This window comes from Gilvimarinus sp. F26214L (genome assembly GCF_054401055.1).
The window spans coordinates 185139-199599 of record NZ_JBTIYG010000007.1; the positions used below are offsets into that span (position 1 = coordinate 185139).

General features: G+C 59.3%; 13 protein-coding genes. 5 read left to right on the top strand and 8 right to left on the bottom strand.

Annotated elements, in window-relative coordinates; genetic code table 11:
• Positions 1–42 precede the first annotated feature (42 nt).
• A complete protein-coding gene (locus ACURWW_RS10110; RefSeq protein WP_445617143.1) occupies positions 43–1488 on the bottom strand; it encodes an NAD-dependent succinate-semialdehyde dehydrogenase in 1446 nt (481 codons plus the stop codon).
• A gap of 183 nt (positions 1489–1671) precedes the next feature.
• Between ACURWW_RS10110 and ACURWW_RS10115 the strand changes: the two genes are divergently transcribed.
• Positions 1672–2592 (top strand): LysR family transcriptional regulator, encoded by a 921-nt coding sequence (locus tag ACURWW_RS10115; RefSeq protein WP_445617144.1) that lies wholly within the window; start codon positions 1672–1674, stop codon positions 2590–2592.
• Positions 2593–2660: 68 nt separating this feature from the next.
• On the opposite strand, the gene ald is transcribed toward ACURWW_RS10115, so the two are convergent.
• Positions 2661–3779, bottom strand: a complete 1119-nt coding sequence (gene ald / locus ACURWW_RS10120; RefSeq protein ID WP_445617145.1) for an alanine dehydrogenase — start codon at positions 3777–3779, stop codon at positions 2661–2663.
• Between the two features lie 144 nt (positions 3780–3923).
• Here ald and ACURWW_RS10125 point away from each other — a divergent pair, with 144 nt between their 5' ends.
• Positions 3924–4439, top strand: a complete 516-nt coding sequence (locus ACURWW_RS10125; protein WP_445617146.1) for a winged helix-turn-helix transcriptional regulator — start codon at positions 3924–3926, stop codon at positions 4437–4439.
• 96 nt (positions 4440–4535) lie between these two features.
• Here ACURWW_RS10125 and ACURWW_RS10130 read toward each other — a convergent pair whose 3' ends face one another.
• On the bottom strand, positions 4536–7037 hold the full coding sequence (locus tag ACURWW_RS10130) for a choice-of-anchor D domain-containing protein (protein WP_445617147.1): 2502 nt from the start codon (positions 7035–7037) through the stop codon (positions 4536–4538).
• A 239-nt stretch (positions 7038–7276) separates the two neighbouring features.
• Between ACURWW_RS10130 and ACURWW_RS10135 the strand changes: the two genes are divergently transcribed.
• On the top strand, positions 7277–7672 hold the full coding sequence (locus tag ACURWW_RS10135) for a hypothetical protein (RefSeq protein WP_445617148.1): 396 nt from the start codon (positions 7277–7279) through the stop codon (positions 7670–7672).
• Positions 7673–7787: 115 nt separating this feature from the next.
• Here the strand turns inward: ACURWW_RS10135 and ACURWW_RS10140 are convergent, their stop codons facing one another.
• The 3 genes from ACURWW_RS10140 to gcvA form a co-directional block, all read right to left on the bottom strand.
• The gene (locus ACURWW_RS10140; RefSeq protein ID WP_445617149.1) at positions 7788–8240 is read right to left on the bottom strand and encodes an SRPBCC family protein; all 453 of its coding nucleotides are present in this window, start codon (positions 8238–8240) and stop codon (positions 7788–7790) included.
• Between the two features lie 202 nt (positions 8241–8442).
• A complete protein-coding gene (locus ACURWW_RS10145) occupies positions 8443–8922 on the bottom strand; it encodes a GNAT family N-acetyltransferase (RefSeq protein ID WP_445617150.1) in 480 nt (159 codons plus the stop codon).
• A 16-nt stretch (positions 8923–8938) separates the two neighbouring features.
• Positions 8939–9862 carry a transcriptional regulator GcvA gene (gcvA, locus tag ACURWW_RS10150; protein ID WP_458618483.1) on the bottom strand — a complete coding sequence of 308 codons (924 nt, stop codon included), beginning with the start codon at positions 9860–9862 and terminating at the stop codon, positions 8939–8941.
• A 108-nt stretch (positions 9863–9970) separates the two neighbouring features.
• Here gcvA and ACURWW_RS10155 point away from each other — a divergent pair, with 108 nt between their 5' ends.
• Positions 9971–11086, top strand: coding sequence for a cellulase-like family protein (locus ACURWW_RS10155; RefSeq protein ID WP_445617152.1), 1116 nt, complete (start codon positions 9971–9973; stop codon positions 11084–11086).
• A 51-nt stretch (positions 11087–11137) separates the two neighbouring features.
• Here ACURWW_RS10155 and ACURWW_RS10160 read toward each other — a convergent pair whose 3' ends face one another.
• Both ACURWW_RS10160 and ACURWW_RS10165 read right to left on the bottom strand, forming a co-directional pair.
• Positions 11138–11524 carry a VOC family protein gene (locus tag ACURWW_RS10160; protein WP_445617153.1) on the bottom strand — a complete coding sequence of 129 codons (387 nt, stop codon included), beginning with the start codon at positions 11522–11524 and terminating at the stop codon, positions 11138–11140.
• Positions 11525–11617: 93 nt separating this feature from the next.
• Positions 11618–12025, bottom strand: coding sequence for a helix-turn-helix domain-containing protein (locus ACURWW_RS10165; protein ID WP_445617154.1), 408 nt, complete (start codon positions 12023–12025; stop codon positions 11618–11620).
• Positions 12026–12604: 579 nt separating this feature from the next.
• Here ACURWW_RS10165 and ACURWW_RS10170 point away from each other — a divergent pair.
• Positions 12605–14461: a hypothetical protein gene (locus tag ACURWW_RS10170; protein WP_445617155.1), complete on the top strand. Its 1857-nt coding sequence runs from the start codon at positions 12605–12607 to the stop codon at positions 14459–14461.

Genomic DNA, 14461 nt, shown 5'->3' on the forward strand with positions numbered 1-14461 from the left:
TTATGTCGGGTGTCGATTGAGCATGCGCATCGCGCATGCCCATCAGGTCCCAAAACAGCAGTACTTGGTCTCGTAGAACTCGGCCATGCCCTCAACACCACCTTCGCGGCCGATGCCGGACTCCTTGCAGCCGCCGAAGGGCGCAACCGCGGTGGAGAAAACGCCGGTGTTGCAGGCAACCATTCCGTACTCCAGGGCCTCCACCACGCGGTTGGCGCGACGAATGTTTTCACTCATCACATAGGCGGCAAGGCCGTAAGGTGTCGCGTTCGCGCGGCGGATTACCTCGTCCTCGTCGGTGAATTTCTGCACCGGCGCCAGAGGGCCGAAGATCTCTTCCTGCGCGATGCGCATCCGGTCGGTCACATCGGTGATCAGTGTCGGCGCAAAGAAATTTTCGCCCTGCGGCAGACCCTCGCCGCCCAGTTTCACTTTCGCCCCGGCCGCAACCGCGTCCTGCACGAGGTCGCTCACCCGGTCCACCGCGGCACGGTTGATCAGCGGGCCGACCGTTACCCCGTCATCGCAGCCGTGACCGGTTTTCAACTCGGAGATGGCCACCCCCAGCTTCTCGACAAACTGGTCATGTACTGCTTGGTGTACATAGATGCGGTTGGTGGACACGCAGGTCTGGCCGGCATTACGCATCTTGGTGGCCACACATGCGCTTACCGCCGTGTCCAGGTCCGCGTCGTCGAAGACGATGAAGGGCGCGTTGCCGCCCAGTTCCATGGACATCTTCTTGACGCCGGTGGCGCACTGGGCCATCAGCAGCTTCCCTACGGCGGTGGAGCCGGTGAAGGTGAACTTGGCCACCCGCGCATCTTCAGTCAAAACCTTGCCGATCCCCCGGCGGTCGGAGCCAACCACCACGTTGATGGCGCCCCTCGGCAGGCCGGCCGCTTCGGCCAGATAACAGAGGGCCAGGGCGGACAGCGGCGTCTCCGCCGCGGGCTTGATCACCACCGTGCAGCCGGCCGCCAGCGCCGGCGCCGCCTTGCGGGTGATCATCGCGTTGGGGAAGTTCCAGGGCGTGATGCAGGTAACCACGCCCACCGGCTGGCGAATAGTGTTCAGACGCATCGCGGCGTTGTGGGTGGGGATCGTCTGGCCGTAGGCGCGGCGGCACTCCTCGGCGAACCACTCGATATAGGAGGCGCCGTAGACAATCTCGCCCCGGGCCTCCGTCAATGGCTTGCCCTGTTCCAGGGTGAGGATGCGGGCCAGGTCGTCGGCGTTGTCCATGATCAGTTGATACCAGCGCTTCAGCACCGCCGCGCGCTCCCCTGCGGTCCTGCTTTTCCAGGCCGGAAACGCCGCGCTGGCCGCCGCAACAGCGGCCTCCGCATCGGCGGCACTGCCGTCGGCCACCCGGGCCAGCAATTCTCCGTTGGCCGGGTCCCGCACCTCCAATGTGGAAGCCCCGTCTCGCCATTCGCCGTCGATATAGTTCTGAAGCTTCAACAAATCACGATTGAACAGTTGCACCGCATATCTCCCGGGAGTTTATGGTTTTCACCCATTCTCCCGCGGGCGGGGCGCGGTGAATAGTAGTATCTTTGCAACTAAAATTTACGATTACCAAATTTTGACCTAAGCTGAACGAACCGTGGGGTCCGGTGGGCAACTAACTGCCCGCCGCTGCCCGGGAGGATCTGGGAGAGTGCAAAGGTGAGCAAGACGAGCACGGCCCTGGGCGGCCGCCTGACCGATATGGATCTGCGCCTCCTGCGTGTCTTCCGCGAGGTCGTGCGCGCCGGCGGCCTGGCGCCAGCGGAAGTGACTTTGAACATCAGCCGCTCCACCATCAGTGTCCACCTGTCGGACCTGGAGGCGCGCCTGGGGATGCAGCTCTGTATCCGGTCGCGAGGCCGTTCCGATTTCAAACTCACGCAGAACGGCGAGGCAGTCTATCAAGCCATCCTCGAACTGGATGGCCATCTGGACACCTTCAAGAGCCAGGTCAACGCCATTCAATCCCAGCTCACTGGCAGTCTGCGCATTGTTCTCCCGGACGATGTTCTGGAAATCCCGCGCCTGAACCTCCCTGCCACCATCTCCCGCATCCGCGAACAGGCGCCACAACTGAAGCTCGATGTTCAGTTGGCCGCGCCCCAGGAACTGGAACTGGAGATACTGGCGGGCCGTGCCGATGTGGGCATCAATCCACTCCACGCCCGGCGGCCCGGTCTGGACTACCAGCCCCTGTTCGACCACGACTCACTGCTGTACTGCGGTGGCCGGCACAGTCTGGCGCAGGCGGGTGACGCAAGCGAGGAGCTGATCACCCGGCAGGAACTCGCCGCCCCCAGTCATGCCGTGCTCTCGGGAGCGGCACACCTGTACCAGTTGTTTCCGCACCGCTCCACCGCGAACCATATGGCCGCGCGACTCGCCATGATTCTGTCGGGGCAGTTCGTGGGATTTCTGCCAGAGTATCTGGCCGAGCGGTACGTGAAAGGCGGGCAATTGGTGGCGCTGCGTCCCGAGCGGTTCCGCTACCGGATTCAGAATGCGGCGACGTTCAAGCGCAGTGCGGCGGAGCATCCGGCCGTGCGCCTGTTCCTGGAATCATTGGTCATCGATCCCTGAGTCGCCGACGCTTGGGGGCCGATCTCCGCTCTTCGGCAAACGGCCCCGGCGAAGGGCTAGCCTGGGGACTATGCGTCGATCGCCTGAAGGGGCGGGCAGAAGGAGTAGTTCAGAGCTTCCGCCACAACCTGTGAGGTGATTTGCCCCCGGTGAACGTTAAGGCCGTTCAGCAGGTGGGGGTTGTTTTTGAGCGCGGTGGTAATGCCCTGGTCGGCCAGCATCGAAACATAGGGCAGGGTGGCATTGGTCAGCGCCAGCGTCGAGGTGCGCGCGACGGCCCCGGGCATGTTGGCAACGCAATAGTGAACAATGCCATCCACCTCGTAGATGGGGTTTTCGTGGGTGGTCGGATGGCTGGTTTCGAAACAGCCACCCTGGTCAATGGCCACATCCACAAGCACGGCGCCGGGCTTCAGGATCGAAAGCATTTTCCGCGTGACAAGCTTGGGCGCCGCCGCGCCGGGAATCAGCACCGCACCAATGACAAGATCGGCCGTCGCAAGGTGCTTCTCGATACTGTCCGTGGTGGAATAGACCGTCCGCAATCGCCCGTTGAACATCTCGTCGATCTGCCGGAGGCGCGGCAGGCTGCGATCCAGAATGGTGACGTGAGCCCCCAGTCCGTAGGCCATGCGCGCGGCGTTAAGGCCAACCACGCCACCGCCGATCACCACCACGTTGGCGGGTTCCACACCGGGGACACCGCCCAGCAGAACGCCGCAGCCTCCGCGGGCTTTCTCCAGGCACCAGGCTCCCTCCTGGATGGACATCCGCCCGGCGATCTCCGACATGGGTGCCAGCAGCGGGAGGCTGCCGGAGTCGTCCGTAATCGTCTCGTAGGCAATGCAGGTGGCTCCGGAGTCAATCAGCAATGCAGTTTGCTCGGGGTCCGGTGCGAGATGCAGGAAGGTGAACAGGGTTTGCCCTTCCTTCAGCTGCCGGCACTCCCCATCCTGGGGTTCTTTCACTTTGAGAATCATCTCTGCCTCAGCAAAGACGGCCGCCGCACTGTCGGCGATTGCGGCGCCAGCGGTGCGGAAATCCTCGTCGCTGAAACCGCTGCCCTCGCCAGCCCCGGCTTCGACCAGAACCGAGTGGCCTCTCGCACTCAGTTCACGAACCCCGGCAGGGCTCATCGCGACTCGATACTCGTGATTCTTTATCTCTTTGGGTACGCCTATCAACATTGTGGATTGCCTCCTGGTTCGGTCGAACGAGGGGCGCAGTATAGGAGGGATGGTGCCGATAAATTTATTGAATCACGGGGCCAAAAAGAGTATTTTTTTTGAAATATTGAAGCACACAATAAAATTTTCCGAGCAAACGGTCCCATGCAGAAACATCAACTGAGCAAAATCGACGTTCGAATCTTAAAAGAGCTGCAGGAGAACGGGCGCATCACCTATTCGGCGCTGGCTGAGAAAGTCGGCTTGAGTACCTCGCCCTGCATGGAAAGAGTCAAAAAAATGGAGCGCGCCGGGATTATCCGCGGATACAGTACCCAGATCGACCCAGCCTGCCTTGACGCCAGCCTGCTGGTGTTCGTGGAGGTCTCGCTGCAGCGCAAATCCCGGGATATCTTCCGCCGGTTCAAGGAGATCGTCATGGGCCTCGAACCGGTGCAGGAGTGCTTCCTGGTATCGGGCCGGTTTGACTACCTCATCAAGGCACGAGTGGCCAACATGGCAGAGTACCGGGAGTTTCTGGGAGAAACGATTCTGGCACTGCCAGGGGTTCAGGAGTCAGCCAGCTACGTGGTGATGGAGGAATTGAAGGACACCCACATCGTGGGCGTCGAGAGAGCGTTGTCCCTCCTGGATGGAAAACCGGTGAGCGAAGCAGTTTAACGGGGTTCCGGCAACGAGCCAGGATTTACACCGCACGAACCAAGGGGCGCGAGGCGCGCCCTTGGTTCGTTCTGCCATTCAAAAAGTCACGCACATTCACTCACACAAGCTGCGGATTCCGTGGGCTTGCACCGCCGCATCCATCCATGGGTATTCGTCGTCATCGGAGAAGTAATAGTACACGCTGTCATTGGGCAGTATCAGCACCGAGATGCCACCATAGCCGGACATGAAGGGCAGCCAGACGTCCCCTGAGCAAGCGGACAGGTTGCCACTGATCTCATGGGCCCAAAACCCGTTGTTGTACTTGTAATCGGCGAGGGGGTCCAGGCCGCGGTCCGCCGGATTTCTCTGCAGTGCCGCATCCAGTTGACCCTGATGCAGAACCGACTGTCCGGAACCCGAGAAGAAGCTGCCAATCTTGGCCACGTCGTCCCGCAACCACATCAGCCCCCAACCCGTAAACGGTTGCGCAACCGAGTCGTAGGTTCGACGGGTAAAGTGCGCGGTCGGGCTCACGTTCAGGGGGGCGAGCACCTCATCGATGAGGATATCGGTGAAGATGTCCGCACTGCTCCCGGCGAGGCCCCTGAGGTAGGCATTCATCGCCGTTCCCAGGATGTAGGTATCGCTCGTGTGGTACACCCATTGGCTGCCCGGCATGGCTTTGCGCGGGTATTCGGTGCAGCTGTAGTTGATCTTGGACGCGTGGTCCTCGGGCAGGAAAAGGTCGTTGGTGTGAACTGCGCCCTCGTCGCTCATGTAGCCGGACAGGTTGTAGTTGCCGGTTGCCATATCCAGGGCATTATCAAATGTCACATCATTCCAGTTGCCGTTGCTCGCGCAGTCCGGAACATGATGGCCGATGACCTGGCTGAAGCTGCCGGGATACTTCTGCTCCAGGCGCATCAGCACGCTGCCGGCAAACACGGATTTTGCGCTTGAATACGAGGGCACCGCCAGCGATTCGCAGTAGGGGTAGCTGCCCCGGCGTGTTGCGCAGCCGCCCACATAATGGTTGCCGTCGATCACATATCCTACCAGGGACATGTGCGCAGGGTCCTTGCCGCCGGGCGCGGCGAACTTGTCCGGATCCGTTCCCGGATAATCACTCGCCAGTGCGGCCAGTGGCTTCACCGGCATCCGGCCATTTACTTCAGCCTGGTAGTTTGCGATCAGAGTGGCGGAGTTGCCGACATTGTGGGGGGTATAGCTTGCGTCCAGTTGGCCCCACATATCCACCTTGAAATACAGGCAGGTCTCGCCGGCGATCTGATAGGCCACCTCGGAAACCGAGCCGTCGTTCTTGAACAGAAAAGTCATTACGCCGTTGTGAATGCAGTTGGCATTCTTCTGCTGCAATGCGAACGGCAGCGCCGCGCGACTGTAACCATTATCGCTGGTTTCATTCCAGACGCGCCCCGGCGTCAGCACATATTCCCACTCCGGGTGCGAGCTGGGTATGGAGCCGCGCTCAACGGGGAAGATGTGACTGCCAGTCTGGACAAATTCGAACTCAAACTCCGGCAGGTGCTTGCGTGTGGTGTCCTGCGCTCCCGTGTAACGGAAGGTGTCCACATGCTCATCGAAGGCGCCGCCCCCGCTCTCGCCGAACAGCTCCAGTGTGCCTTCGAAGTTGTTGCTGGGCATGGCTGCGCCGGACGGCAAAGCATAGTTGCTGTAGTCCACCAGCGCGCCCGGGTCGGAGCCAGTGGTCAGAGTGCTGAAAGTCAGCTCGCTGCGGCTGACGTTGCCATCCCCAGTGAGCGGATCGAAGTTCTCCACGCTACCGCCACCCTGCTGGGCGCTGCCCGACAGGCCGATGACAACACTGCCTTCATCCGGATCGTTCGAGGCCACTGTGATCGAACTGGCAAAACTGCCCTCGGCCGCGGGCGCAAACTCCACACTGATCTGACAGCTTCCGGCGGCAGCTACAGTCGCGCAATCGTGGCTGCTAATGCTGAAGGGTGCGCCCGGGCTGCTGACGTTGCTGATCACCAGATCGGCGGTACCGGTGTTGCTCACGACCGCACTGAGTGTCTTGCTGCCAGCGGGGGCGACGGTGCCAAAATCCAGGCTGGAGGGCGCGTCGATATCCGGGTCCGTGGGCGCGCCTCCGTTGCCGGTCACCAGGATGGACTGCCCATAGCAGTAATCACCCGTCGTGGCCCCGGTGCCGCGGAAGCGCACTTGCACCTGGGGGTTGTTGTCCATACCGGCCGGTGAAGTGTTGGCGCTGTAGTGGACACCGTTGTCCTGACCATTGCTGATGGTCAGCGCGGTCGTCCAACTCGACCCTCCATCCGTGGAGACTTCCCCGTAGCAGAATTCGCCGTTCTCCAGGGAAGAGGCGGACATCACCAAATCAGCCGACACCGACGAATAGCCGGTCGTGGGTACCGCGCGGGTCGCGGTGGACGTTGCGCGCAGGCGGATGGATTCGTTGTTATAGGCGTCCACATTACCGGAAATGGACCAAGCGCTGATGTTGCCGTCCGAGAAATCCTCAGAGAGAATGGTGGCAGCCGTAGCGGCCAGTGGCAAAGCCAGGGCGGGCGCCAGCAGCGCCCAGCGCAATTTGGGGCAGGGTCTCATAGTCGCACCTGAATTATTGTTATTGAGCGGAACGGACTCCCGCCGCAAGCAAACGCGCAGCAGGGGACCGGCTAACAGCGCTCCTAAGATGAGGCGGACGGTAGTTGCGGTGTTAGTACCACCTGTGGGGTACTGATGGGGCCAGTCCGGAGCACGACGCACCCGGATGGTTTGTCGCAAAGCGGGGGGTAAACCGAGTCGCTGGTGTAACCGCAACCGAACTTTCGACGGAGGCCAGTATGAAACACGACATAAATGAACACCCGATCCACCTGGGGCTGGGAGCGAGCGCCGAACCAGAGCCCAGATTCACCGGTGCCATGGAGTGGTACGAGGACTACAGCGCACGCCACGCGGCCGACGGTGCGGAGGGGCGCCTCGTGGCCATGCACACCTTTGCCGAACCGTGGCAGATGTGGGAAATGCACCCCAGCGGCAGTGAAGTGGTGTTGTGCGTTGCGGGGCGCGTTAGACTGCACCAGGAGAGTAAGGACGGCACCGTCGCCACCGTTGAACTTGGTCCCGGGCAATATGCCATCAACGAGCCGGGCGTATGGCATACCGCCGACGTGGAAGAGGAGGCAACGGTGCTGTTTATCACAGCCGGCGAGGGCACACAGCACCGGCCCCGCTAGGCAGGACCGGCGCCGATGGCGCAAACTTTTGTAGACGCGGCATGCCAGCGCCTGAACGTGCGAGGCGATGGCCAGCCGGTGTTTTTGTTCGAGCGCCGATCGCGTCTGCCTTGTCTTAGTTGTCCGGAATCTCCGGCTCCACCAGTTTTGCAAGCTGCTCGAGTGAATCCTGCCAACCCAGGTAGCACATTTCCTCGGGAATCACTGAGGGAATGTTCTCCTGAACGATGCGGAGATCCGTACCGCAGGAGACCGGCTTGAGATCGATCGTAACAAGGATGTCGCCGGGCAGCGCCTCGTCGTCGAAACGATCCACGTGCCGAATACGTCCCTTGCTCAGTTCAAGGTATTCGGCGGTAAACGAATGGCTGTTTCCCGTGCCGAAGTTCGAAAACGACATCCGGTATCCGCCGCCCACCCGGGCGTCCATTTCGTGAATGGTGCCCGTAAAGCCGTAAGGCGGAAGCCAGCGTTCCAGGGCGCTCTTGTCCGTAAACGCCTTGTAAATCCGCTCGGCCGGCGCTCGCAACACCCTGTGTAGCCGAACCGTGCCCGTCTCGTTTGCCATGATACGTCTCCTGGTGCAGTGCCATATGCGCTTTAGGTGTGGAGCCGGACGAGTATTGCCCAGCTCCGGTCAGTACGGCGACGCGGTCATTCATTTGTCCCGTCGCCTTGCTCTTCACTAGTCGCGCGATGGTCTCCCCAATCGACACACATCAGTATTATTGTTCTGGCTACCATCGGAGCCCGGTCCGGTGCGTCGGGATTTACCGCTCGTTTTCCAATGAAAGTACCATCGCCTGGTCGCAGCGCGCGGTTTCCAGCAGGTCGTTCGCATCCCGGAAGCCGAAGGCCCGATACAGGGCAATCGCTTCCGTGAGAACCGAGGCGGTCTCCAGCATCACCTCCTTGTAACCCATGCGCCCGGCTTCCTCCAAGAGATGTCGAAGTAACTGTTTGCCGTAGCCCTTGCCCCGCGCCTCCTTGAGCATGTACATCTTGCGCAGTTCGCAGCGGTTTGCGGTCATGGGCCTGATGCCACCGGTGGCGATGGGCTGGCCGTCTGCCTCCAGGATGCAGAAGTAACCGCCCGGTCCGCCATAGTGCCCCTCAACATCCTCCACATCCGCATCGGTGGAATCCGGGTCCGGCTCGAGGCCGTATTCCTTCAGTGTGGGGTAAATAATGTGGCGCAGGGTGGCCACGTCCTGGTTGGTCGCGCGTCTGTAGTGAAGCGTTGGTGACATGGGTTTACATCCGGTTTCAAGGGTTTAGTGGGCGCAACACCTCATTCAAGATCCACCTGCGAAGTGCCTGCAGGCCGGGATTGTGGCGGCTGCTCTCCGGGTAGACCAGGTGGTAGGCGTATTCGTCGGCTGGGCTGACGTGGATATCGAACAGCCGCACCAATCGCCCCTGAGCCAGTTCGTTCTCGATCATCGCCAGTTCAACCAGGCCGATCGCGTTGCCGTCGCTTACGGCCTGGACCACGTGGCTCGAGTCCGTAAAGGACAGGCACCGCCTATCGTCAAAATTGTCGATGCCGGCCGCGGCCATCCAGGTGGGCCAGTTTGGCCAGATCATCCCCTCGGTCTGGCAATCCACATGGCACAGGGTGTGGTGGAGCAAGTCTCCGGGTTCATTCAGAGGCGGGCTGGATTCGAGAAGCTTCGGGCTGCACACCGGAACAATGACCGTATCGAATAACCGATCCGAGAGTGCGCCGGCATAGCGCCCGCTGCCAAAGCGGATGGCGGCGTCGACATCGTCGATCTCGAAATCCCGCACTCGATCCGTAACGTCGAATGTGAGTTCCAGATCCGGGTTGGTTTCGCGGAAGCGCGACAAACGCGGCAAAAGCCAGTGGGCCGCAAACCTCGCCCCGACCGAGAGGCGCAGGTGGGCGGTGCCCCGGGCCATTTTGCGGGCGCGGCTGGCCGCCCGGTGAAGCTTCTCCAAGGCCTCACTGGTTGCTTCGAGCAGCATCGCACCGGCTGCAGTGAGTTGAATGCGGCGGCTGGAGCGGGTGAACAGGACGACCTCGAGTTGCTCCTCGATCTCCTTGATCTGGTAGCTCACGGCCGCCGGCGTCAGGCCCAACTCCTCGGCCGCGCGGGTAAAGTTCAGGTAACGCCCGGCCGCTTCGAAGGTTCGGAGTGCGCGGGTTCCTGGGAGCATTCGCTGCATGGATCTTCAAACTCTCTTTAACAATCTTTCGAAAACTACTCGTTTCCCAGCGCGAGATCAATGGGCAATAGTAGCGGCTTCATGTTCATCTATTGAAGGAGTTTGAAGATGCTGAAATCCGGACTGACCCACCCGTTGGCGATTGCGATGTGGGATTTCTCCTGGTTGGAGCGCCGCTGGCCAGGCGCGGGCTATGAGGACTGGGGCAAGGTACTGGACGAGCTGAAGGAGCGGGGCTACGACGCGGTGCGTATCGACCCCTATCCCCACCTCATCGACGCCGATCCGGGCCGTGAATGGGAATTGCTGCCGGTCTGGAATCAGCACGACTGGGGAAGCCCGGGGCTGACCAGAGTCCGGGTGCAGCCCGCACTGAACGAATTTATCGGCTTGTGTGCGGAGCGGGGCGTCAAAGTCGCGCTCTCAAGCTGGTTCCGGCAGGACAGTGACGACTTGCGGATGCGAATCGCCTCCCCCGAAGACCTGGCTCGTATCTGGACACGCACGCTGGACTCCATCGCGAGTGCAGGGCTGCTCGACAATATTCTGTGGGTGGACCTCTGTAACGAATGGCCGGCACCGTTGTGGGCACCTTTTCTGCGGCTCGGATCGGGCCCGGAAGGTGTGGGGCCGTCGCGCACCCGGCCCGATGTCACGCGCTGGATGAAGGACTCCATTGCCATACTGCGGCAGGCGCATCCCGGTCTTGGATACTGCTTTTCCTACACTGCGGAATATCTTAACTGGCGGGAGCAGGATGTTTCATTCATGGATCTGCTCGAGCCTCATATCTGGATGTCGCAAACGGAGGTCAGCGACTTCGATCAACGAATGGGCTTCGACCTCGGCGACGCGAGCTTCAACCCTAAAATGTACGAGATTCTGGCGCGCAATGCCGAAAGCCTTTACCGGGCAGAACCCGACCACTGGAAGCAGTGCCTGAAGAGGGGGATTAACCTGCTGGCGGAGTGGTCACGGCAGGCCGACGAACCCCTGATTACCACCGAAGGGTGGGCTTTGGTGGCCTACAGGGACGGGGCGCTTCTCGACTGGGGTTGGGTCAAGGAGTTGTGCGCATTCGGCGTAGAGGAGGCTGTAAAAACCGGACGCTGGATCGGCTTGTCCACAAGCCATTTCTGCGGCCCGCAATTTGTAGGGATGTGGCGGGATATCGATTGGCACCGGCGCCTGACGGACCTGATTCACGAGGGACGAATCGACTGACGCCTTTGGGGCCCTGTTCCGGTGCTTATTTTTACCGGAACAGGTGCCAGCTCATCGCGGCTGATACAGCTGGATCAGATTGCCGCAGGTATCGGCAAAAATCGCAATCGTCACCTCGCCCATGTCGGTGGGCTCCATGGTGAACCTTACCCCCAGATCCTTGAGCCGTTCGTACTCGGCCTTTACATCATCAACTTCAAAGGCCGTCAGCGGGATACCCTGCTCAAACAGGGATTGCTGGAATGTTTTTGCGGCGGGGTTGGCATTCGGCTCCAGCACAAGCTCCACATCCTGGGGGCCTTCGGGGGAAACCACGGTGAGCCACCTGAACTCCCCGGCCTGGATTTCCTTGCTTTTGATGAATCCGAGAATTTCGGTGTAGAACTGCAGCGCTTTGTCCTGATCGTCGACAAAAATACTGTTGAGTTTGATTCGCATGGAGCCTCCGTCGGGCTGGCGAGTGGCTTTTAAGAATGTGGCCGGCAGTTTACCGGGCGGTGAAGCAACCCTTCTTCTTGAAAATTGCGGTCTTTATTTCGGCGCTCCGCCCATTAGCGAAAAACAGCAAGGCATCAGTTGCTTTGGGGTGCCCGCGGTTACCATCGGGCGGAATCGCCGCCGGTAGTCGCTCGGGGTTACAGCGAAGCGGCGTACAAAGAGCTCGCTGAAGCTTCCCATACTGGTATATCCCACGGCCAGGCACACCTCCGTCACGGAAAATTCGCTCGCCATCAGCAGATGTTTGGCTTTGGTTAACCGGGCACGGATTCGGTGCTGATGAGGGGTCTCCCCGAACACTGTTTTGTAAAGCCGAATGAAGTGGTACGTCGACATTCCGATGTCCGCCGCCACCTCTTCAACCGGGGGCGCGGACTCGTTCACAATGTCGAGCAGACTCCGCGCTCGGCTCAACCTGATGAGTAAGCTGCTGGACAGCATAATCGCGATTCCCTCTAATCGGCCATGAATTTTGGCAGCGACTCTGCCAATGCATCAATGGCTACGCGCAGCCGAAAGGGCAGATGCGGCGTTTTAACCCACAAGATGCTCACGTCGAGACCAAGTCGGCTTGTTCGGTCAGCGGATGCACGAGTTCACCGCTCTTTAACACGTTGGCACAATGCGTGTGCCCCTGTTTCTGCGTCATTCGCATCTCAGCCAATAATCGCCAGGAACCCCTACAATTTGATCAGACGAAAGCGTTAACTTTGTCGCAAAGACTTCCCCACTCGCACCTTCCCGTTGATATTCGAGTCAGTAAATCCTATTCTCGTGCCAGAGCTCCACTGCGCCTCACTGCTGCTTCAAAGTTGTTGGCGGTGATGCTGTGACGCTGATTAAGAGCCCACCGACGTACCACTCTTCATATTGAGATCATCTTACCGAGCGCTATTTCGCCGTAGGCTGCCATTGCTTTCGCAGAATTCTGGTGAGGGGTAATTCACCAATGGGAAACACGACAAGGGCGTAGCACGTTAAAACAGCCTGTTGGCTGATACAGGGAAAAGGAAACATTCAATGAAACGGCTCATACAAACCACCTTCCAATCAACTCTTTGCCTGGCTGTTCTGATAACAGCATCCTTGCTGAATGCCTGCGGCGGAAGCGGAGGAAGCAGTGTTATCAGGGATGCGGCGGCGGACTCGAAGCTGCAAACAGAGACAGGGACATTCCTGCCCGGCCCCATAAAGGGTCTCCAATATGAATCAACCAGCCATTCCGGTGTGACCAACGAACGTGGCGAGTTTCAGTACGAGCCAGGTGAAACCATCACGTTTTCAGTGGGTGGCATAGTACTGGGGGCCGCGCCGGGTGCGAAGCAGATCACTCCATTCGACTTCTTCGGTATGTCACCTCCCGATACCGAACTGGTTGTTCGCAATTATGTGGAGAGCGTAGCGGTGACTGACTTTGACCGGGCTTCTAACATTACATTTTTTCTTCTTCTGCTGGACAAGGACGGGGATCCCGGCAACGGCCTGGAGGTGAGTGCGTGGAACCAGACGCTGGCCAACGCCTCCCTGAGCTTTGACGAGCACTTCTACTATTTTTACGAAACCGACGAATTTTCCGATCTCAGAGCCGGAACCGGGCCCTGGTACAGGGGTTACGCTACTGCGGCCCTGCCTTACCTGTATGAGCAGCTTTCCATCACCGTACCCGCTCATGCTCTATCGGAGCTCGTCACGGATGACGATGAAGATGGAAGTGTCGAGAGCCGCGAGGTGTACGTTTACAATGCACTTGGTCTGAGGGAGTCGGTGAGTACGGATACCGGCGACACAGGCAATTACAATAATGTCGTCCAGTACAGCTTTGATGCCAGAGGACGCTTGGTGAAGGAAGAGCGCCGCCGGGACAACGATGACGATGGCACTACAAATGAAGTCGTCGTCTCGACGATGATCTACGATGACTTTGGGCGCACCGTTGAAACCCGACGGGAAACTGACCAGGACGCAGATGGTATACCGGAGTCAATCTCAATCATCACCCAGCAGTGGAACGAGGAGGGAAACCGCAGCTACCGGGAGTCAAGAAACACCGCGACCTGGAGCGTGGATCAGTGGGATTACAACGAGCGTGGCCTTGTTACAGCGGCTCATTCGCAATCGGGCACCACGGGTACTGATACGCCAAAAAGCCGAACAGAAACAAGCTACTCCTACGACCCTGATACCGGTCTGTTACTCGCCCGTGAGGAAAAGGTCGATAACGCCAATGACGGAACGTTCGAGGGAACCAAAACCACCATCTACCGATACGACAGTGAAGGTCGGGAAGTGGAACAAGTGTACACGGAATTTTATGATTCCTGGACTTCGAGCCAAGTAACCACGGCCACCCGCAGCTATGATGATGCAGGAAATATCCTGGAGGTGAGAATCTCGTACGACCCGGATGATGACGGAAGTCCAGAATCCACGAAGGTGGAAACATACACCTATGATTACAGCCAAGTGCCCGGCGGAAGGCTAGTCAGGTATCATTACGGCCATGACAGCAACGCCAACGGCGTATTTGATGAACAGGAACTGCGAGAAATCACCTATGGCGATAACGGTCTGCCCGAAAAAATAGTTTCCAAATTTGATAATGATGCCGACACAAATTTTGATACCGTAAGCACCAGCACGTTCGTTTTCGATGACAACGGAAGGGTGATAGAAGAGTTCCGGGAAGAGATAAATGAAGGTGCTCTGGCGAGTCGCTATATGCAGGAGCGGAGCTACGACCAGAACGGAAACCTACTGACCGAGAGAGATCGTGAAGACACGGATCTGGACGGAAATTGGGATGTGACCGATCTTTTACAGTACAGCTACGAGCCCCTGGAGGATGGGTTGTTCCATATACTGAGTAGCTGGCAATAA